19 protein-coding genes are annotated in these 20713 nt (G+C 46.6%); 13 read left to right on the top strand and 6 right to left on the bottom strand.

Annotated elements, in window-relative coordinates; all coding sequences use genetic code 11:
* Positions 1-98: 98 nt before the first annotated feature.
* A complete protein-coding gene (locus EK374_RS20245; protein ID WP_127026325.1) occupies positions 99-2756 on the bottom strand; it encodes a CHASE domain-containing protein in 2658 nt (885 codons plus the stop codon).
* A 146-nt stretch (positions 2757-2902) separates the two neighbouring features.
* Between EK374_RS20245 and EK374_RS20240 the strand changes: the two genes are divergently transcribed.
* Both EK374_RS20240 and EK374_RS20235 read left to right on the top strand, forming a co-directional pair.
* Positions 2903-4858: a DNA topoisomerase III gene (locus EK374_RS20240; RefSeq protein ID WP_127026324.1), complete on the top strand. Its 1956-nt coding sequence runs from the start codon at positions 2903-2905 to the stop codon at positions 4856-4858.
* 82 nt (positions 4859-4940) lie between these two features.
* Positions 4941-5711: a peptidylprolyl isomerase gene (locus EK374_RS20235; protein ID WP_127026323.1), complete on the top strand. Its 771-nt coding sequence runs from the start codon at positions 4941-4943 to the stop codon at positions 5709-5711.
* A 72-nt stretch (positions 5712-5783) separates the two neighbouring features.
* On the opposite strand, the gene EK374_RS20230 is transcribed toward EK374_RS20235, so the two are convergent.
* Both EK374_RS20230 and EK374_RS20225 read right to left on the bottom strand, forming a co-directional pair.
* Positions 5784-6419: a GntR family transcriptional regulator gene (locus EK374_RS20230; protein WP_127026322.1), complete on the bottom strand. Its 636-nt coding sequence runs from the start codon at positions 6417-6419 to the stop codon at positions 5784-5786.
* Between the two features lies 1 nt (position 6420).
* A complete protein-coding gene (locus tag EK374_RS20225) occupies positions 6421-7590 on the bottom strand; it encodes a benzoate/H(+) symporter BenE family transporter (RefSeq protein ID WP_127026321.1) in 1170 nt (389 codons plus the stop codon).
* A gap of 171 nt (positions 7591-7761) precedes the next feature.
* Between EK374_RS20225 and EK374_RS20220 the strand changes: the two genes are divergently transcribed.
* Genes EK374_RS20220 through EK374_RS20205 form a run of 4 tightly spaced genes read left to right on the top strand, consistent with a single transcriptional unit; the run spans position 7762 to position 11405 of the window.
* The gene (locus EK374_RS20220) at positions 7762-8142 is read left to right on the top strand and encodes a response regulator transcription factor (protein WP_127026320.1); all 381 of its coding nucleotides are present in this window, start codon (positions 7762-7764) and stop codon (positions 8140-8142) included.
* Positions 8139-8882: a YaiO family outer membrane beta-barrel protein gene (locus tag EK374_RS20215; protein WP_127026319.1), complete on the top strand. Its 744-nt coding sequence runs from the start codon at positions 8139-8141 to the stop codon at positions 8880-8882. The genes EK374_RS20220 and EK374_RS20215 overlap by 4 nt, the downstream gene beginning before the upstream one ends.
* Positions 8863-9939, top strand: coding sequence for a HEAT repeat domain-containing protein (locus tag EK374_RS20210; RefSeq protein WP_127026318.1), 1077 nt, complete (start codon positions 8863-8865; stop codon positions 9937-9939). Before EK374_RS20215 ends, EK374_RS20210 begins: the two co-directional genes overlap by 20 nt.
* Positions 9939-11405, top strand: a complete 1467-nt coding sequence (locus EK374_RS20205; protein ID WP_127026317.1) for a glycosyltransferase family 2 protein — start codon at positions 9939-9941, stop codon at positions 11403-11405. Before EK374_RS20210 ends, EK374_RS20205 begins: the two co-directional genes overlap by 1 nt.
* Before the next feature lie 10 nt (positions 11406-11415).
* On the opposite strand, the gene EK374_RS20200 is transcribed toward EK374_RS20205, so the two are convergent.
* A complete protein-coding gene (locus tag EK374_RS20200) occupies positions 11416-11628 on the bottom strand; it encodes a cysteine-rich CWC family protein (protein ID WP_127026316.1) in 213 nt (70 codons plus the stop codon).
* A gap of 114 nt (positions 11629-11742) precedes the next feature.
* Between EK374_RS20200 and purT the strand changes: the two genes are divergently transcribed.
* Both purT and EK374_RS20190 read left to right on the top strand, forming a co-directional pair.
* On the top strand, positions 11743-12927 hold the full coding sequence (gene purT, locus EK374_RS20195; protein WP_127026315.1) for a formate-dependent phosphoribosylglycinamide formyltransferase: 1185 nt from the start codon (positions 11743-11745) through the stop codon (positions 12925-12927).
* A gap of 337 nt (positions 12928-13264) precedes the next feature.
* Positions 13265-13465: a hypothetical protein gene (locus EK374_RS20190; RefSeq protein WP_127026314.1), complete on the top strand. Its 201-nt coding sequence runs from the start codon at positions 13265-13267 to the stop codon at positions 13463-13465.
* 459 nt (positions 13466-13924) lie between these two features.
* Here the strand turns inward: EK374_RS20190 and EK374_RS20185 are convergent, their stop codons facing one another.
* Positions 13925-14293 carry a hypothetical protein gene (locus EK374_RS20185; protein WP_127026313.1) on the bottom strand — a complete coding sequence of 123 codons (369 nt, stop codon included), beginning with the start codon at positions 14291-14293 and terminating at the stop codon, positions 13925-13927.
* A 370-nt stretch (positions 14294-14663) separates the two neighbouring features.
* Between EK374_RS20185 and ccoG the strand changes: the two genes are divergently transcribed.
* From ccoG to EK374_RS20160, 5 genes are all read left to right on the top strand, one after another.
* Positions 14664-16082, top strand: a complete 1419-nt coding sequence (ccoG, locus tag EK374_RS20180; RefSeq protein ID WP_206099253.1) for a cytochrome c oxidase accessory protein CcoG — start codon at positions 14664-14666, stop codon at positions 16080-16082.
* 80 nt (positions 16083-16162) lie between these two features.
* A complete protein-coding gene (locus EK374_RS20175; RefSeq protein WP_127026311.1) occupies positions 16163-17143 on the top strand; it encodes a serine/threonine protein kinase in 981 nt (326 codons plus the stop codon).
* A gap of 47 nt (positions 17144-17190) precedes the next feature.
* Positions 17191-17826 (top strand): thiol:disulfide interchange protein DsbA/DsbL, encoded by a 636-nt coding sequence (locus EK374_RS20170; protein WP_127026310.1) that lies wholly within the window; start codon positions 17191-17193, stop codon positions 17824-17826.
* 16 nt (positions 17827-17842) lie between these two features.
* A complete protein-coding gene (locus EK374_RS20165; protein WP_127026309.1) occupies positions 17843-18490 on the top strand; it encodes a thiol:disulfide interchange protein DsbA/DsbL in 648 nt (215 codons plus the stop codon).
* A gap of 265 nt (positions 18491-18755) precedes the next feature.
* Positions 18756-19190, top strand: coding sequence for a hypothetical protein (locus EK374_RS20160; RefSeq protein ID WP_127026308.1), 435 nt, complete (start codon positions 18756-18758; stop codon positions 19188-19190).
* Positions 19191-19233: 43 nt separating this feature from the next.
* Here EK374_RS20160 and EK374_RS20155 read toward each other — a convergent pair whose 3' ends face one another.
* Positions 19234-20670, bottom strand: a complete 1437-nt coding sequence (locus EK374_RS20155) for a catalase (RefSeq protein ID WP_127026307.1) — start codon at positions 20668-20670, stop codon at positions 19234-19236.
* Between the last annotated feature and the right edge of the window lie 43 nt (positions 20671-20713).

The raw sequence follows: 20713 nt of genomic DNA, 5'->3' as shown, positions 1-20713 counted from the left end.
GAACTGAGCAGCGGTTTCACTGTCTTTCACACCTTAGTCGGTTCAGCTTTGACACAATCGACAAGAGATGCCGACTTTTTTAATTTCAGCCCCCTTTTTTACCCGGGTTCCGAGGTTTTTTCGTGTCGATTCAGTTGTTGGTAATACGCAAAGGTCAGGCTAAAGCAGGTGCCTTTGCCTAGCTCTGATTCAAAGTCGATAGTGCCCTGCATCATTTCTACCAGAGTTTTACTGATATTTAAGCCCAGGCCAGAGCCTTGGTTGCTGCGGCTATCAGAGCTGTCGGCCTGAGCAAATTTCTGGAAAATTTTGCTGCGAAAGGATTCCGCTATACCAGAGCCCTGATCTTTTACCTGGATCACCAACTGACTTTCTTTTAACTGATAACTTAATTTCACCACTGAGTGGCTGGGGGAAAATTTAATCGCATTGGAAATTAAATTCGACAAAATTTGCAGCAAGCGGAATTTGTCCTGATACAAAAAGACAGGTGTGGCATCTGCTGCTACGACCAAGTCCAGCCGGACTGAATATTTATCGGCATAAGCCTGATTCTGCAGTTTAGCTTCCTGTAATAACGCCAGTACTTCTACTTCTGCGGGCTGCAGTTTTAATTGACCAAACTCCAGTTTTTCAATATCCAGAATATCATTCACCAGCCTCACTAATCGATCGGTATTGGTTTTGGCAATCTGTACCAGTTGTTGTGCTGCCGAAGGTAATTCACCCACTACACCTCCAGCCAATAAACCTAAAGAACCGTTAATGGATGTTAGGGGAGTGCGCAGTTCATGGCTGACGGTTGAAATAAACTCACTTTTCATTCGGTCTATTTTTTTACGTTCACGTAGGTCATGCAGCATCAGAGTAAACAAATGCTTGTCGGCGGTATCCACTCGGCTTAAGCCCATTTCCAGTGGAATTTGTTGGCCATCTTCGCCGAGCCCTGTCACTTCCACTGTATGGCCCACCCATAAATTCAGCTGCTCTATAGTTAAGGGCTGCAACAATTGATGATTTTTATGTTCAGGCAAACACGCCAATAGCTTACTGACGGGTTGGCGTAACAAAGTTGGCATGGCGTAGCCAAATAGCAGGGAGGTTTCTTTATTTACTCTTTCGATAAGCCCTTGTTGGTCCACTATCACAATAGATTCAATAGCGTTATCCAGAATCGAACTCAGCTCTTTGGTGCGCTGAGTGATTAAATGCTCAATGCGTGCTGAGCGCCCTGTCAGAACCAACAGGAAAATACCAAGCAAACTACAGAGTACTAAACCACCTGTTAAAACATACCAACTTTGTTGGCCTGAATTTCGACTGAGCATGGTTTTACTGGGAACCAGCTGCAGTTCCAGCGAGCGGCCAGCGTGTGACCAATGCCGGGTCCAGGTCAGATAATGCGCCTGATCGGATAAATCGGGTAACGAGCCGTAATAAGGCATGCCTGTGCCTAAATCTTTAATTTGCAGGTGAAACTCTGATGTATCGTATTGGCTTAAACTGGTGCTGACTAATTGTTCTGTTTCAAAGATACCACAAATAAAACCACGGATTTGTTGGCGTTTATCTTCGACACTTTCTGGAATAATCCCTTTGTTATACACAGGAATAAAAAACATCAAAGCAGCATTTCCGCTAACCAGTCGCACAGGCGCTGTAATACTGATACTGCCTGAATCCATTGCATAGTCCATGGCTTCTTTTCGTGTTGGCTCTGCAGCTAAATCCAGCCCAGCCAGCGATTTATCGCCAGAGGCTGAAGCCATATACTTAATCACACTGTAGTCTGGCCGCACAGCAGCTGGTGTTACTCCGGGACTGGCATATTCTTTAAAACCGGTAAGCAGCTGCGCTTCCACAGCAGCACGTTGTTGATGTGGCACCCGCTCTATCCAGTCAAAAAACAATACCCCAGCCTCTTGCCAGGGGTAATCCTGTAAAAATTGCTGAAACATAAGCTCTGTGACTTCAGGCTGAGTAACAAACAGCCGCTCAAGCATCTGCATTTGCTGTAGCACTTTGCTGACTCTGTACTGAAAAGTAGCGCTGATTTGTGCTGCCTGATCAAAAAACTTCTGCTGCAAGGTCTGACTATGTTGAAAACGCGCCAACACAAATAACGCCACCACCAAAGCTGTACAGACCAACAAAGGTAAACCTACCGTCAGCCAGCGGGCGCGCCATAAAGGGCGGGGTTTGGCAAACAACATAAAAACCAGAGGTATGGCGATCATCACGCCAATCATGTCGCCAATCCACCAGGTAAAGCCGTTTAATCCGGCGTTGTCATTGGTCACTATGCCAAATTGGCGCAAGATCAGAGTGGATAAACCAGAGCTGATTAAACACGCAAAAGGGCCCGCCAGCACAAAAAGCCAGAGTATGCTTTTTTCGTAAGTCAGGGCGCTGTGAAAACTGGCGAAGCGACGTACAGACCACAACGCAAAAGCGACAGTCAGGGCCGTAACAGTAGCCATGCTTAAGCCGTAGATCACTTTATCTGACCAGAGCAGGCTTGATGGCCAGTCGGGCTGGGCCAGCTTAAACAGCAACGACCCTAAAAAAGCGCCGGCCAGCATGGGGTAACCCCACAATAACGCTGCCGCAATAGCTATACCAATGGAAGGAAATACAGAAGTTGCCATGCCCGGCGATATCGCCAGCACCATAGCCAATTGACCGAAAACAAAATAGGCCAGAGCCAGCAGAAGGATCCGCAACAAGGTCAGACTGGCAGATGAAAATTTAATCAATGTTGACAGTTCACCAAAGCAGCTTCCGGTTTCGCCCGGGAAAGCCTTAGCTTACTCTGTACCCGACAGAAAACAAATGCTTGAGCCTTTGCTTTTTTGGGAAAACTGCGGTTAAATTAACTGTTTTTTCATACAGTGATTTGTTTATGAAATTGTATATAGCCGAAAAACCCAGCATGGCCAGAGCTATTGCCGACGCCTTTGGGTCACATCAAAAACAGCAGGGTTATCTGCAACTTAGCAATGGCGATAAAGTCAGCTGGTGTCTTGGGCATTTATTAGAGCAGGCCGAACCAGAAGCTTATGATCCGGTATTTAAAAGCTGGCGGCTGGAGCATTTACCTATTTTGCCTGAACAATGGAAACTGGTACCTAAAGCACAAAGCAAAGCTCAACTTAAAATATTGACCCAACTGATTAAAGAAGCAACAGAGCTGGTACATGCAGGCGATCCGGATCGGGAAGGTCAGTTGCTGGTGGATGAAGTGTTGCAGCACAGCAAAATCAGTCAAACCAAACTTAAGCAAACCAAAAGACTGCTGCTCAACGATTTAACACCCACTGCTGTTCGCTTGGCTTTGCAGCAGTTAAAACTGAATTCTGAGTTTGCGCCATTGTCGCAAAGTGCCTTGGCCCGCAGCAGAGCTGACTGGCTGTATGGCATTAACTTAACCCGCGCTTATACCTTGCATGGCCAGAGGCAGGGTTATCAGGGCGTGTTGTCGGTGGGGCGGGTGCAAACTCCGGTGTTGGGTTTAGTCGTACAACGCGACTTGCAGATCGAAAATTTCGTCAGCCGCGATTTTTATCAGGTCAAAGCGCATTTAACCGGAGCTGACTGGCCTTTTAGCGCCATCTGGCAACCCAGTGAAGCCTGCGCTCCTTATCAGGACGAGGAAGGCCGGGTGCTTAACAGGGAACTGGCTGAGCTGGTACAACGCAAAACCAGCCATCAACCCGCTGTTGTGGAGCAGGTGCAGCAACAACCGAAAAAACAGTACGCGCCTTTACCTTTTAGCTTGTCGGCTTTGCAAATTGATGCAGCAAAACTTTATGGCATGACAGCGCAGCAAGTGCTGGATACCTGTCAGCAATTGTATGAACGTCATCAATTGATTACTTACCCACGTTCAGATTGCCGGTATTTACCAGAGCAGCAATTTGGTCAGTCAGCTGCTGTCTGCCGCGCTATAGTAGCCAATAGTCCGGAGCTTGCAGAGATGCAACAGCAAGCCAGTATCAGCCTGCGTAGCAAAGCATGGGATGACAGCAAAATTACCGCTCACCACGCTATTATTCCTACCGATAAAGCGCTGAAATCAGCCAGCCTGAATAGCTCTGAAGCTAAATTGTATTGGCTGATAGCGCGGCAGTTTTTATGGCAGTTTTTCCCGCCATACTGCTATCTTGAGCAGCAAGCGCTGATTAAAATTGCCGGAGGTTTGTTTAAAGCTCAGGCCAGGCTGGAGCAGTCTTTGGGCTGGAAAGCTTTTTATAAAACCAGCCAGAAGGAGGAGCAAGATGAGGATTCTGACGAACAACAAAGTTTGCCGCCTTTAACGAAAGGCCAGCAATTGCAGTCGGGCCAATCGGAATTACTGTCGAAGCAAACTCAGCCTCCGGCTTATTTTACTGATGCTACTTTATTGGCCGCTATGACCGGGATCAGCCGTTTTGTCACCGACCCGGAATTAAAGCGGATCTTAAAAGAAACCGCAGGCTTAGGCACTGAAGCCACCCGGGCCGGTATTCTGGAGCTGTTATTTAAACGTGGTTATTTGCAGCGACAGGGCAAACAAATCCGAGCCAGTCAATTGGGACGGGTTTTTATACAAAGTTTGCCACAACGCATTACGGCACCGGATTTAACCGCCTTATGGGAAGCTCAACTGGAACAAATTTGCCACCAGCAACAGGACTATCCAGAGTTTATGGCGCAGCTGCAACCGGAAATTATCCGGCTGGTACAACAGGCACAGGTATCAGCTGATATTGCAAAAACAGCTCCTCAACAGAAGCCGGCCTATAAGAAGAAAAGACGATTTTCTGCATCAGGAACAACGGCCAAAGCAGTAAATAAAAGGGTTAACAAAATTACTTAGTTCGTTACTATTTGTAATGACGCTGGATTGAATTTCGGCTCTGGATTAAAGTCGGAGCACTTTAAAATCAGAGAGCCATACCATGTTGAAAAAATCTGTGCTTGCGGCAGTTTTTGCCACCACTTTAGCTATCAGCCATAACGCCGCCGCTACTATTGTTTTAGTTGAAACCAATATGGGTGATTTTGAAATCAACCTGTTTGACCAAACCACACCAAAAACAGTGACGAATTTTCTGACTTACGTTAAAGACGGTTCGTATAACAACTCTATCTTTCACCGTTCAATAAAAGACTTTGTAGTTCAAGGTGGCGGGATGCGATACAGCGGCAACAACGCATCGCCTTTTACTGAAGTTCCGGCACGAGGCCCGATAGATAATGAGCCGAAACTGTCGAATGTGCGTGGTACTGTGGCTATGGCAAAAAAAGCCAGCCCAAACAGTGCAACTACTCATTGGTATGTGAATGTAGAAAATAACTCCAGCCACTTGGACAAAAGTAACGGTGGTTTTACGGTGTTTGGTGTTGTGACCGGCACGGGCATGTCAATTGTTGACAGTATTAATGATCTGTATGTACCAGGTGGCGCGGGATTATTTAATGAAACGCCACTGCGTAATTACAGTGCTACTGATTGGGCCAATAAAGTTCCTGTCACAGCAGCAAATATAGTGACTATTGAACGTATCACTATTATCAACGACAGCCCAACTACAGCGGCAAATCTGAATCCGGCGCCAAACACTTTGGCAGGTCAGGGGGAAACAGAAGGCGCTAGCAGTGGTTCTTCAGCCCCAACTTTATTAATGGTTCTGGCTGGTTTAGCTTTTTGGCGTCGTCGTAAGGTTTAATCTAAATAGGTTGGGAATTCTGTTGGATTAAAGACGGGCGCGGATAAACCGTGCCCCTACACTTCCGTCGAATTAGGCGGACTGTTGTCGTAAGTGATTGGTTAATAACTCACCTGCTTGCCGAATATGCTGTTGTAGTAAATCTACAGCAGCATCCAATTGCTGAGCTCGTAATAACTCCAGCATCTGCCAGTGCTCCTGATGGCTGGTGCCTGCATAATTCAGACTGATTTCCTGAAAACCTAAATAACGTTCCACTTGCTGATGCAGGCTGTGCAGTAAACGCAGCAAATGCGGGCAATGGCTGGCCTGATACAACATCAGGTGAAACTGCCAGTTGAGTGCGCCTCTGTCTGCGGCAGATAAATTCTGATCCTGCTCAATTTTATGTAATAAATCTTCAGCCTGACCAAGCAAACTAAAGGTGAGCTGGGGAAAAGCACGGCGCAGCGCCATAGGCTCCAGCTGTAAGCGGATTTGATACAACTCTTCAGCTTCTGCAGCCGTTAAAGGAGGCACCATTAAGCTGGCTTTACCTGCCATCACCAGCAAAGCTTCAGCTTTGAGTTGCTGCAACGCATCCCGCACCGGAATGCGACTGACCTGATAATACTCCGATAACTTTTGCTGATTCAGCACTGAACCCGCTGGCCAAACGCCTTGGCGGATATCCTGTTTTAGCTGCTGATATAAACTGGCTTTGGTCATATTAAGCCGCCTTGTTCTTTGGTAGCTTTACTATCAATACACAGACTAAGCCAGCCACTAACCCCCAAAAGGCCGAGGCTATACCAAAAAAGCTGACGCCAGATACTGTCACTAATAAAGTCACTACTGCCGCTTCTCTATCTGGCCCTGCTTGTGTGGTCAGGGCTAAATTAGTGCCTATAGTGCCAAGCAAAGCTAAACCTGCCAAAGCGGTGACCAAAGTAGTTGGAAAGGCAGCAAATAAAGCCACAACTGCTGCACCTGCCAAGCCGGTCAGCAAGTAAAAAATACCTGCAGCCACACCTGCGCTGTATCTTTTTGCAGGGTCTGCATGAGCTTCAGGGCTGGCACAAATAGCAGCAGTAATAGCAGCTAAATTGATAGAAAAAGCCCCAAGCGGTGCCAGAACTAAGGTCGTAAAAGCGCTGGCGTTGATCAGTGGCGACACCGGCAGGTTGTAACCGCTGCTTTTAATCACAGCTAAACCCGGGATGTTTTGTGAGGTTAAAGTGACAATAAAAAGTGGTAAACCTACACCTAATAAAGCACTGACCGACCATTCAGGCCAAATCCAAACCGGAGCAGGCCAGTCAAAATGCACTTGTGTCATGCTGAGCTGACCTTGCAGACTGGCATAAAGCACAGCTACCACTAATACCAGTGGAATGGCGTAACGAGGTTGATACTGTTTACTAACCAAATAGACGATACACATCAATCCAACCAGCCATAAATCCTGCTGCAGGGAGGTGAAAATCGATAAGCCAAAGTTAAACAAAATACCAGCGAGCATGGCAGAGGCTATTTGCAGCGGAATTTTATTGCTGAGTTTTTCAAACCAGCCAGTCAGGCCCAGCAACAAACTTAAAGCGGCAGCGAAGATAAACACACCTACTGCTTCGGCTAAACTCAGACCTTGCAAGCTGCTGACTAAAAGTGCAGCGCCTGGGGTAGACCAGGCCGTTAAGACCGGCGCTTTAAAATACAAAGATAAACCAATGCAGGTGAGGCCCATGCCCAGGCCCAAGGCCAAAATCCAGGACGCCATTACCGCTTGATCGGCGCCAGCCGCAGCTGCAGCCTGAAACACAATAGCCACTGAACTGGCAAAGCCCACTAGTACAGCCACAAAACCAGCAGCTATGGCTGATAAGCTAAAGTCGCGCCACATCGAGAGTCACCTGAATAGTTGTTTTTGGATACATTAAATTAATTTGTATACAAAATGCAATGCAGATCCCTGATTTATGGTCTGCAGCTATGTTTTTTTTCACTACAACTTGAACAAGTGGGCGAATTAGCTTAAGAAGCTTGTCAGGACAGCTGGATCTGCGGAGTATTGATGGGCACTAAAACTGTATTGCTGGTTGAAGATGATGAGCTGATCGGCAAGTTGTTAGTTTTTATTTTGCAACGTGATGGTTATCAGGTGGAGTGGCTTAAAGATGGCCAGCAGGCTCAGGAACTTGTGTTGTCTGGTCGCGATTTTAATGCTGTGGTGCTGGATTTAATGCTGCCCTTTTTTGATGGTTTGTTTTTACTGGAGTTGATCCGCAATCAAGCCGCTATGGCAACAGTACCCGTATTAATTCTGACGTCCAAAATGGGTGAAGAAGATATAGCTCTTGCTCTGAAAAAAGGTGCAGATGATTATTTGGTTAAACCATTTCAGCCACCTGAGCTAAGTGCTCGTTTGCGTCGTCTTATAGGAAAGCAAGGATGATCAAAAGCTTAGTTTTAGGGCTGGCTGCTTTAGCGCCACTGATTTGTGTGGCAGCGGAAAGTTATCAACTGGAAACAGGGGCAGGTTATGAGCAACTGTCGGACAGTTTTGCCGATGGCTCATTTTATTATGCCGGATTACGCCATGCAGCTACAGATTATGGGTGGGGAGCTCGCTGGCAGCGCAGCAAGCGTTTTGACTTAAAGGACCAGGAATGGCTGACGGATGGTTATTATAAAATCAGTGACAACCTGACCTGGTTGGGACAAGCCGCTTATAGCCCTCAAAACCGAGTGCGGCCTGAACTCTCGATAGGCAGTCAGTTGGCCTGGCAATGGACTAAGGGCTGGGTTGTAACGCCTGGGGTATCTGTTTCCAATGATGATCAACAGGACAGCCGCAGCTATAGCCTGATGAACGAACATTACAGTGGTTCATGGCGTTATGCGTATACCTTGTATCACTCCAGACCTGAAGATACGGGCTCAGCCAATACTCATGTGCTGCAAGCCAGTTATTACTTTAACGATACGGATTCACTCACTGCCTTGCTGGTGAAAGGTAAAGAATTGGAACGTTTACCTAACCGTGTATTAGTGATGGATGTCACCCGCATCGGCTTATTTGGCCAATTCTCTTTTGCCAGCGACTGGAGCCTGTTGTACAACCTGAGCTGGTCTGAACAAGATGTGTTATACGAAAAAACCGAGGTGGGTTTAGGTGTCCGGTACAGACTCTGATGTGATAGTGCAGCTGGTTTGGTACAGTAGCGCCGTGTTATTGCTGATGACACTCCTGCTGTTAGTGCTGACCTTGTTTATGCATTATGAAAGACGGCAGCGGGAAAAAAGCCGCCAGCAGGCCACTGAACAGTGGACTCCAATCCTGTTTTCCTGGATTTATTCACCAGAAGAAAATGCAGGGCCCTTGCCACAACTGAATGCTGAACGTTTTGGTTTTGTAGTGCAATTATGGTTGCAGCTGGAACAAACGGTACGAGGCAGCGCTTCCAGCCGTTTGGCGGAATTGGCACAACGGCTGAAGTTAATTCCAGTCATGAAACAATGGCTGCACGGCTACAGTACAGATAAAAAACTGACCGCTATTATGGCACTGGGCATAGTGCAGGAGAAATCTGCTTTTGCCGATCTGATCCCCCATGTATTAGACAAACGAACTATTTTTTCTTTAGTTGCCGCCAGAGCTTTATTAGCCATAGATCCAAAGCTGGGTTTGCCAGTGATTTTGAGTCAAATTCATCGGGACGATTGGTCTGTCAGTCGCTTAGCTGGTTTGCTGGTGCGCTTGCCTCATGATCTGATGGTGCGGTCCATTAGTGAATGCGCCGAAAAAGCTACAGCCAAAGAGTTAAGACGTTTGATTAAGTTGATGCATATTTTATCTCCCATCGACAGTCAGCCACTGATCCAGCAAGCTTTAGTGCATTACCCCGAAGAAATGGAACTCTTGACCACAGCTTTTGCCTGCGCAGTGTCACCTGACTTATTGCCGTTATTACGTCAGCAGGTATCAAATTCGCAGTGGGAAGTTCGGGTACAGCTTGCCAAAGCACTGGCCCGCTTGGGAGACAGTTCAGACGCGCCTTTATTAGTGAAGATGTTGTCGGATCCCAACTGGTGGGTGAGATACCGTTCAGCCCAAAGCCTGGTTGCATTGCCAGGCATAGATGAGACTGAGTTGCAGCTTTGGCAGCAACAACTGACAGACCCTTTTGCTATCGCTATTTTGTCGCAGGTGAAGGAAGAGCAGCAGCGTCAGCAACAAGGGAGAACCTGATGGCAAATGATTGGCTACAGCAAACGATAGAGCTGACGCATCAATGGATACAACAGTTGGATTTGGCACCCTGGCTGGTCCCCCTACAATGGGTGTTAGTAGGCTATTTTGTTTGTTTATCTGCCGGCTACCTGATCCTGAATTTAGTCGCCCTGTTGGTGATGCGCAGCCATATTCAGTCGGCTCGCACCGAGTTATTACCTGCCAGCTATGCCAGTTTTTTAACCCCTATTTCTGTGCTGGTACCTGCCTACAACGAGCAGGAAACTATTGCCAGTTCAGTCTTGTCTTTATTGCAATTGACTTACCCTGAGTACGAAGTAATAGTCATTAACGACGGCTCTAAAGATGAAACCTTACAGGTGCTGAAAGATAGTTTTGCTTTAACCTTGTCCTCAGCCACTTGCCCATTACATTTACCTTGCCAGCAAATTCGCGGTATCTATCAGTCCAGCCGTTACCCGAATTTAAAAGTGATAGATAAAGCCAATGGCGGTAAGGCCGATGCGTTAAATGCTGGCGTGAATTTGTCGCGTTTTCCGTTGTTTTGTGGAGTCGACGCCGACTCTATTTTGCAACGTGACAGCTTGCTGCGCATTATCCGCCCTTTCCTGGAGGATCCGGATGCTATAGCGGCTGGCGGCACTGTACGTATTGCCAATGGTTGTCAGGTAAAAGATGGCTTGTTATTAAAAGCCGCTTTACCCAATAAAATATTGCCGCAACTGCAAATAGTCGAATACCTGCGCGGTTTCTTATTTGGCCGCCTCGGCTGGTCGTCCTTAAATGCGTTATTAATCATCAGCGGTGCTTTTGGTTTGTTTAAAAAAGATCTGGTGATTGAAGTGGGTGGCTACCGGCATAAAACCATAGGCGAAGATATGGAACTGGTGGTGCGGATGCATAAATATATGCGGCTGAATAAACGCAAATACCGGATTTATTTTATTCCTGACCCTGTGTGCTGGACTGAAGCGCCGGAAGATTTGGCCACTTTGGCACAACAACGAGTGCGCTGGCAGCGTGGTTTGCTGGAAAGCTTAGGCGCGAACATGTCTTTGTTATTTCATCCAAAATCTGGTGCTGTGGGCTGGTTAGCTTTTCCTTTTGCTTTGTTATTTGAAGCTTTTGGCCCAGCCTTGGAAGTGCTGGGTTACTTGTTTATGTTATTTACCTGGTTGGCCGGTTGGTTAGACCCAGCTGCTTTATTAGCCTTTTTAGTGGTGACTATAGGTTTTGGCATACTGATTTCTGTCGTGGCGCTGGTGCTGGAAGAAATGTCTTATCCTGTATATCCGGGCGGGCGCAGCATTATGAGGTTGTTTTTAATGGCGGTATTGGAAAACTTTGGTTATCGCCAGTTGAATTCATGGTGGCGGTTAAAAGGTTTATGGCTCTGGGCGCGCAATAGCAAAAGTTCCTGGGGCACGATGAAACGTTCCGGTAAATGGCAAAATAGCAAATAACACTCTGTGATTAGTCAGGCTTAAACTGCTGCACCGGTTTTGCTTGTTTTTGAAAACGAGCTAAGCAGTCTGCACAAATGCAGCTGCTTTGGTCAGGCACTTGCGCCAAGAGTTCAGCCGGAAACTCTTGCTGCATACACCAACATTGGCTTTGGTCAGCAGTGCCGGCCTTGCATAAATTGGCTTGCTGGCATAGAGGGCATAGTTGTTCTGACATCATCATTCTCTGTTTGAACTTCCTTTTACTATACCTCAACGGCAAAGTTCGGGCTGAAATCATTAAGTGTTCATAGCTGAATTTTGGTATGCTCTTGCACATTAAATCAAGGAGCTGCAGATGAGCCAGATAGGAACCCCGGGCGCGGCCAACGCCACCAAAGTACTGTTATTAGGCAGTGGTGAACTCGGTAAAGAAGTATGTATTGAACTCAAACGTTTAGGCTGCGAAGTGATAGCAGTCGACCGTTACGCCAATGCACCTGCGATGCAGGTGGCTGATCGTCGTTACGTGATTTCTATGCTGGATGGTGCCACCTTGCGCCAAATTGTGATCAAAGAAAAACCTGCGCTGATAGTGCCTGAACTGGAAGCTATAGCGACCAGCACTTTGGTTGAGCTGGAGCAACAGGGTTTTACTGTGATCCCTAGCGCCAAAGCAGCCAATTTAACTATGAATCGCGAGGGGATCCGCCGTTTAGCAGCTGAAGAGTTACAACTGCCAACTTCGCCTTTCCGTTTTGCCGATGACAAAGCCAGCTACTTAGCCGCAGTGGCGCATATTGGTTACCCTTGTGTGGTGAAACCTATTATGTCGTCCTCGGGCAAGGGCCAGTCTGTACTGAAATCCGACGCCGATTTAGAAAGCGCCTGGGCTTATGCACAAGAAGGCGGCCGTGCCGGTAAAGGCCGGGTGATAGTTGAGGGGTTTATCGACTTCGATTACGAAATCACTTTGCTGACAGTGCGCTCTGTGTCCGGCACTCAGTACTGCGAACCAGTCGGCCATCGTCAGGAAAAAGGTGATTACCGCGAATCATGGCAACCTCAGGCCATGTCTGCTGTTGCTTTAGAAAAAGCCCAACATTACGCCGCTAAAGTGACAGAAGCTTTAGGTGGTTTTGGTTTATTTGGCGTCGAGCTTTTTGTGAAGGGCGACGAGGTCTGGTTTAGCGAAGTATCACCCCGGCCACACGACACCGGCATGGTGACCTTAATTTCACAAAACTATTCCGAATTTGCGTTGCATGCCCGCGCTATTTTAGGTTTACCTATTCCGCTTATTCGCCAATACGGCCCGGCCGCTTCAGCTGTATTGCTGGTTCCGGGCAACTCGGATCAAATTGGCTATGGCAACTTAGCTCAGGCATTAATGCAACCCGACACCGACCTGCGGCTGTTTGGCAAACCCGAAGTGCAAGGCGAACGCCGTATGGGTGTGGCTTTAGCTTTAGGCGACAACATCGATCACGCCAAACAAAAAGCACTGGATGTGATCGCCAAAATTAAAGTGGATGTGTTGTAGGTTTTATCATTGAACAAACAGGGGCCACAGAGCCCCAGTTTGTTGTCTACGACTGGCATTCAGATGCTTTCAATCTGCAAAACTAAATTTCTTTATTGATCAATTCACTAAGTCTCATTTTTGCATCAAGGCTGATTTGGCCTTGTGATTCACTTTTGTTAAATTATGATTATTTCAATGTTAATTTGTTGAGTGTTTAATGAATCCGCGCTTGCGGTCATTTAGTCCATTGTCGTCGCACATGAGTTGAATAGCGCAGATAAGGAGCCAAAACGAGGTTGTTTTGGTTTGTCAGAAGCCTGCTTGTCAGGCTTTAATTAACTCAAGGATATAAATCATGAAAGAGTTAACATTGGAGCAAGTGGAAGAAGTTAGTGGTGGAGTATCTCAAGATCTGGCAATTGGCGGCAATTTGAGCATAGTTGGAATAGGTGTTGGTATTGCGGTGGCTGGTTCTGCTCCTGCATGGTTTCCTATTGCCATGATTGGTGTCAGTATCGGGTTGACCGTATCATATATATCGAGCCGTTTAGATTAGTAGCTTCGTCGGGCGCATCATGGATGCGCCCTCTCGCATGAGCAACAATCGGGAGTGATAAAATGAGCTGGCAAGCAAAATTTAGACTCTGTAAACGCAGTATGCTGGTAGGTATCTGTTTCGGTCTTGCAATAGGCATAGGCTTGCAAATAATGATTCAACAATTATTTGGTTGAGTGTTTTTTATTATTGGTTGATTTTGAGTGCAACATGAGCTCATCGACTTTGAAGCTGAACCTTTGAATGCCAGCCAATTATTTGACTAAAAGGCATTGTAAGCCAAGGCATAGATGGATGATTTGCCAATCCGAAATCGGCAGGCTTTTAGTCCTTAGTTCATAACTTTTGTTTCTAATGAGCGCATGCAGAGTTGTTCCTGATGTGGGTGCTTGCTGGTACGGATATTGCCACTGTATTGGGCGCACACTTGCGCCATAAAAACTGAAAGCAATCAGTTCTTTACTTACTGAACTCTTCCAGCTTGGGATACTGCTTTAACACATCACAGGCTCTTTGCATGGCGTCGCCAAATAAGGCTGGATGAAAATCTCCGTTTTGGCAGTAGTCGCGGCGAAATTGCAGCAGGCTGTTGATGTCTTGCGCGGCTTTAGCTAAGGCTTCTTGTTGGCCTGTGCCGTAATCCTGGCCTATGGCATAAAAAGCTTTCTGAATTTTGCGGGTGACCACTGAATCTGACTGAACGCCCGGCAATGAAATATGTTCAGCCAGCCAATCCAGTACAGGTTCTGAGTAAGGCAGAACTCGTGGGTGATCATAAAATGTCAGGGCGCTGACTATAAGCAAACACAACAGCAAAAAATTGCGCATAACCTGTTACCCCATCTATAGCTGTATTGGTTATAACACAGCAGTAGCAGCATGGCACTGTCAATCTGACAACCAAAGACCTGAATACTGTCAACAAAGTTGACAGTAAAAAACTCAGTCTGATATTAAAACTCAATATGGATCATAGTGTTATATACTATAGGCCTTTGGTTCAAATATTGCAGTGATTTATCTGGTTATAACCTAAAGCAGTGCAGGCAAAACGTTAGCAACATGATCACAATGCCTTAAAGCAGACAGGCGCTGTGTTCAGTTGTTCGTCAGAGCAGCTTTGGTTTTGTCCTGTATCAACAAGCTGCAATAAACAGCCTGCTACACTGGATACTGGGTAGCAGCACGAGGAATGGGCGTGGATAACAAGATAGATATTAAAAACATTCCGGTAGAGGTGCATCAACCTGATCCGGCTAAAAAAGCCAAATACAATCCAAGAGATCGCATCTATATTCGGGCGGTGAAGGGCTTGCATCAAAGCTTAAGACGTAATATTGGCTTTGTGTTTATGGCTGCTTTTATGTTGCTGCCATGGCTGCAATTTAATGGTCAGCAGGCTATTTTGCTCGATATCATGGAGCAGAAGTTTTATATCTTCGGTATGACCTTATGGCCGCAGGATTTCACTATTCTGGCCTGGATTTTTGTGATTGGCGCTTTTGCCTTGTTTTTTGTCACCACCTTTTATGGTCGGGTTTGGTGTGGTTATTTATGCCCTCAAACCGTCTGGACCTTTATTTTTATGTGGTTTGAAGAAAAAATTCAGGGCACCCGTAATCAGCGAATGAAACTGGATCAGGACCCCTGGACCTTCAGCAAGGTGGTGAAAAAAGGTCTGACCCATTTTAGCTGGCTGGCGTTCTCTGTGCTCACTGCGCTGATTTTTGTTGGCTATTTTACTCCTGTGGATCAGCTGTTTATTCAATTCTTTACACTGGAAGCCAGCTTTTGGGCTGCGGTATCTGTCTGGTTTTTTGCCTTCTGTACTTATGGTAATGCCGGCTGGATGCGCGAAATTATGTGTACTCACATTTGCCCTTACGCTCGTTTCCAATCGGCTATGTTTGATAAAGACACTTTTACCGTGACTTACGATGCCAAACGTGGCGAAAACCGTGGTCCACGTGCCCGTAAAGACACTGAATACAAAGCCAAAGGCCTGGGCGATTGTATCGACTGTAATTTATGTGTACATGTTTGCCCTACCGGTATCGATATTCGTAACGGTCTGCAGTACGAGTGCATTAATTGTGGCGCCTGTATCGATGCTTGTGACGATACGATGGATAAAATGGGTTATGCCAAAGGCTTAATCAGCTACACCACAGAACATAGCCTGGAAGGCAAAACCACCAAAGTAGTACGTGGCAAGTTAGTTGGGTACTTTATGGTGTTAGTTGCTGTATGCGCGGCTTTTGGCTGGACCTTAGTGGTGCGTAAACCTGTGGTGATGGACATAGTGCGTGACCGTGGCGCTTTATACCGTGAAACCGACGAAGGTTTAATTGAAAACACTTACACTTTAAAAGTCATTAATAAATCGCAGCTGGAACAAACCTATCAGTTGTCGGTGCAAGGCCTGGATGACGCGCAGTGGATTGGCGAGAAAGAGCTGACCATCAAAGGCGGTGAAACAGCCAACCTGCCTATCAGCTTATCGCTGGACCCTGTGGACGCGAAGAGGCCAGTGCTGGAAATTGAGTTTGTGCTGCAAGACAGCGACGAACCGGATATCCGTTTAACCCAGGGCAGTAAGTTCTTTTCCGCCCGTTAAATCTGTAAAAGCGTTAGACTAGGGAGCTTCGGCTCCCTATTTTTTTATGGCAATTGGCTGTACTGACCAAACGGAATTCCATGAGCACTTTTGATTTTTCTACTTTAAGTCCGGATTTAATGCTGGACGCGCTGTTTCATTATGGCTTTGATGTCAGCTCTGGTTTATTACAACTAAACAGCTTCGAAAACAGAGTCTGTCAGTTTCGGGATGACGATCGCAAAAGCTGGGTGGTTAAGTTTTACCGGCCAGAGCGCTGGAACTTAGATCAGCTGAACGAAGAACATCAGTTTGTGCGTGAACTGGCTGAAATTGAAGTGCCGGTGGCCGAAGCCGTTGAGCGAGATGGCCAGCAAGTATTATCCTTCGGCGGTTTTTATTTATCGGTTTTTCCAAGCCGAGGTGGCCGTACATTAGAGCCGGATAATGATGATCAAATGCTGCAACTGGGCCGTTTTTTAGGCATGGTGCATCAGGTTGGCGCTGCCCGGCCTTTTCTGCACAGACCTACCATCAACCATCAGACTTTTTTACTGGATAGTCAGCAAAGCTTGTTGCAGTCGGGTCTGATCCCACCTTCATTGGAAAAAGATTATCAGGCGATGATGCAACAATTGTGCGACAAGGTCGGTCCTTTGTATAAGCCGGAAAAAATCCGCCGGGTACATGGTGACTGTCATATCGGCAATTTGTTGTGGCATGACGACAGGCCTTTGTTGCTGGACTTTGACGACAGTCGTAATGGCCCCGCAGTGCAGGATTTGTGGTTATTACTCAATGGCGACAGAGTGGAGCAAAACTACCAGCTGTCGTTATTGCTGGAAGAATATGACCAGTATTGTGATTTTGATCATAAAGAGCTGCGTTTAATCGAGCCGCTAAGGGCGATGCGGATTTTGTCTTATATGGCCTGGATAGCAAAAAGGTGGAGCGATCCCGCTTTTCCAAAGAACTTTCCATGGTTCAGTACAGACCAATACTGGCAGCAACAATTGCGGGCGCTGGATGAACAGCTGAAATTCTGTGACCAGAGCCCACTTTCTCTGATGCCTCAATGGTAAGATTTTGTTAGAGTAGTGACAGTTTTATTCCAAGGAACATTCGAATAATGAAAAAGTTAACAGCGTTGTTAGTAGGTGCTTTGTTATTACCTGTGGCAGTTTTTGCAGCTCAGTTTGAGGAAGGTAAGCACTACGAAGTGATTTCAGAGCAGGCGACAGCCAAGCCTGAAGTGAAAGAGTATTTTTCTTTTTATTGCCCGGCCTGTTTTGGTTATGAGCCTAAAGTGCAGGCATTAGCAAAGCAGTTGCCAGCTGGCGCTGAACTGAAAAAGGTGCATGTTGATTTTTTACAACACGCAGCGCCTGAAATTCAGGTCACTTTAGCCAAAGCGTATTTAGTGGCGAAAAATCTGGGCAAAGGCGATCAGGTAGCCAGTGCTTTTTTTAACCACATTCATGTAGACCGTAAAGCCTTTGCCAGCGATGACGATATCAAAGCTGTTGTGGTTGCCAATGGGGTAGATGCAGACACTTACGATAAAGCGTTGAAAAGCTTTACTGTAGCTGGCGGTGCTAAACAAATGAAAAAAGAGCAGGACGCTTTATCAGCCCGTCGGGTGTTAACCGGGGTTCCAACCTTTATCGTTAACGGTAAATACAAAATTCTCAACCAGGGTTTAAGCCGCGAAAATCAGGATGAAGAATTTAAGCAGTTAGTTAATTTTTTACTGACTCAATCTTAATTAGAAGGCGTTCCTTATGTTAAAAAAATTACTGCTTGCTTTGGTATTGGCTCCTGTCATGGCCTTTGCTTCTGCAGCTGCTCCTGTGCAGTATCAGGAAGGCGTGCATTACGACGTAGTCGCAGAAAAAGCGACGACAAAACCAGAAGTTCTGGAGTTTTTTTCGTTTTATTGCGGACACTGCAAAGCCTTTGAACCCTTTGCGCAGACCTTAAATAAAAATCTGCCAAAAGGTGTCAGTCTGACGAAATATCACGTCGATTTTTTACGGGCAGCTTCACCTGAACTACAGCAGTCACTGGCTAAAGCTTATGTAGTTGCGAAAAATGCCGGTCAGGGCGATCGTATTGCGGATGTGATTTTTGATTATCTGCATAACCAGCGCGCCACCTTTAGTTCTGAGCAGGATATCCGCAACCTGTTGGTAGTAAATGATATTCCGGCCATGTTATTTGACTCAGGTATGGTGAACCCTGCTGTAAAGGCTGAAGTAGCCACGATGAAAAAAAGCCAGGACCATTACTCTGAAGCTAAAGTACTGCAAGGCGTACCGACACTGCTTGTGAATGGTAAATATCTGGTGAAGTTTTCCGGTTTAAGTCAGGAGAATTTCCAGCAAGATTTAGACGCTGTTGTGGCTTATCTGCTCGCGAAGAAAGATTAACTGCTCTGCTGTGGCCTGAATTCTGTCAGGCCACTCTCCACTCCCCACCCCCTGTTTATACACTCCCACTTATCTCCAATTGTAATACCGACCCTGATTCGGGTCCTGACCGGTACAGCAGAGTGTGGACTAACATTTTAGGGACAGCTATTTCACATCTGGAATTAGAGCTTGATTGTCGATTTGACAAAATCTACAGACATTGTTGCGAACTATTCGCAATTGAAATGGTCTAGATGACATCAATTCTCAATTGGGGACTTTTATGGATCAGTGGCAACAGATCATTGCGCAAGGCAATCAGGCCTTTACCGAACGGCATTTAACGGCTGCAGCCTGTTTTTACCGTCAGGCTATTTCTGATGTCTGGCCTGTCTGGTATCACTGCGCTTTTGTTTGTTGTCCGCCTGAATTGAGCCCTGAAGAAGCGTCGCTGCCGACCTTTTGTTTATCTATTTCTATTCAGAATCTGGCAGAAACTTATGCACAACAGCAACGCTGGCGTCGTTGTCAGATCACATTAAGGCATGGCTTAAACTGGTTTGAACAAATGTTGCAGCGTCTGGATGGTGATCATCCGGCCAGTCTGGCTGTGTTGCAGGAATCAGCCAAGCTCAGAGCTGAATACAACGCAGTGTGTCAGAGATACAAGATGTGGCAGTTGTCACGGTTACCCGCCAGCAGGCTGTATTTGCATTAAAAACCCGGCTGGTGTTAAGCCGGGCTTGGTATTGTTGATGCTGTTATCGGCCCAAAGCTTTAGCCACTCCTGCGCCATAAGCCGGATCAGCTTTAGTACAGTTGGTGATATGCCTGTCCTGAATATCTCTGGATACGCCAGCCAGATTAGCGGCTGTATTGGCAAACAGGATCTGCTGCTGTGCCGGTGTCATCAGCCGGAATAAATCGCCAGGTTGTTCGTAGTGGTCGTCATCGACATAATGATCATAACGGTCTGCAGCGCCTGCCATGGCCAAAGCGGGTTCGGCATATTCAGGTCTGTTATCCCACACCCCTTTTGAATTGGGCTGATAGCTGATAGTGCCACCTAAATTACCATCGGTACGCATCTGACCATCTCTGTGGTAACTGTGGAAAGGACAACGTGGGGCATTGACTGGTATATGGTTAAAATTGACGCCTAATCGATAACGCTGGGCATCTCCATAAGAAAACAACCGCGCCTGCAGCATACGATCGGGTGAAAAACTGACGCCTGGTACTACATTGGCTGGTGAGAAAGCCGCTTGCTCCACTTCAGCAAAGTGGTTCTCCGGGTTTTTATTCAGCTCCATCACACCCACTTCATGCAGTGGATAGTCTTTGTGTGGCCAGACTTTGGTTAAATCAAAAGGATTATGTTTATGTGTGGCGGCTTGCTGCTCAGTCATGATCTGCACTTTTAGAGTCCAGCGCGGATAATCACCGGCTTCTATGCAGTCGTACAAATCACGTAAATGGCTTTCTCTGTCTTTGCCTATCACCAGCTCCGACTCTTCAGCACTCAGGTTTTTAATGCCCTGGTGAGTGTGAAAATGGAATTTTACCCAATACCTTTCATTGGCGGCGTTAATAAAGCTAAAGGTGTGGCTGCCAAAACCATGCATATGGCGGTAGGTCGCCGGAATACCTCTGTCGCTCATTACTATAGTGATCTGGTGCAGAGCTTCTGGTAACAAAGTCCAGAAATCCCAGTTGTTTTCGGCACTGCGTAAGCCTGTGCGCGGATCACGTTTTACTGCGTGGTTTAAGTCAGGGAAGCGCATAGGATCCCGAAAGAAAAACACCGGCGTATTATTGCCGACAATATCCCAGTTTCCTTCTTCGGTATAAAACTTTACGGCAAAACCACGAATGTCGCGCTCTGCATCGGCTGCTCCACGTTCACCAGCTACAGTGGAGAAACGTAAAAATACATCGGTTTTTTTGCCAACCTGAGAAAACAATTTGGCTCTGGTGTAACGGCTGATGTCGTGAGTAACTGTGAAGGTGCCATAAGCACCAGCGCCTTTGGCATGCATACGCCGCTCTGGTATCACTTCGCGGTCAAAATGGGCCAGCTTCTCTAAAAGCCAGATATCCTGTAGTAAGGCTGGACCGCGGGGGCCTGCTGTCATGGTATTGGTGTTGTCCGGAACCGGGGCGCCTGTGGCATTCGTTAAAGGGAGGGCTTTACTCATCGCAATTCTCCGTGTCTGCAAAACATATACATAGTGGTGTTAA

Source organism: Rheinheimera mangrovi (genome assembly GCF_003990335.1).
In the GTDB taxonomy this organism is placed as follows: domain Bacteria; phylum Pseudomonadota; class Gammaproteobacteria; order Enterobacterales; family Alteromonadaceae; genus Pararheinheimera; species Pararheinheimera mangrovi.
This window is presented reverse-complemented; position numbering and strand designations above follow the sequence as displayed.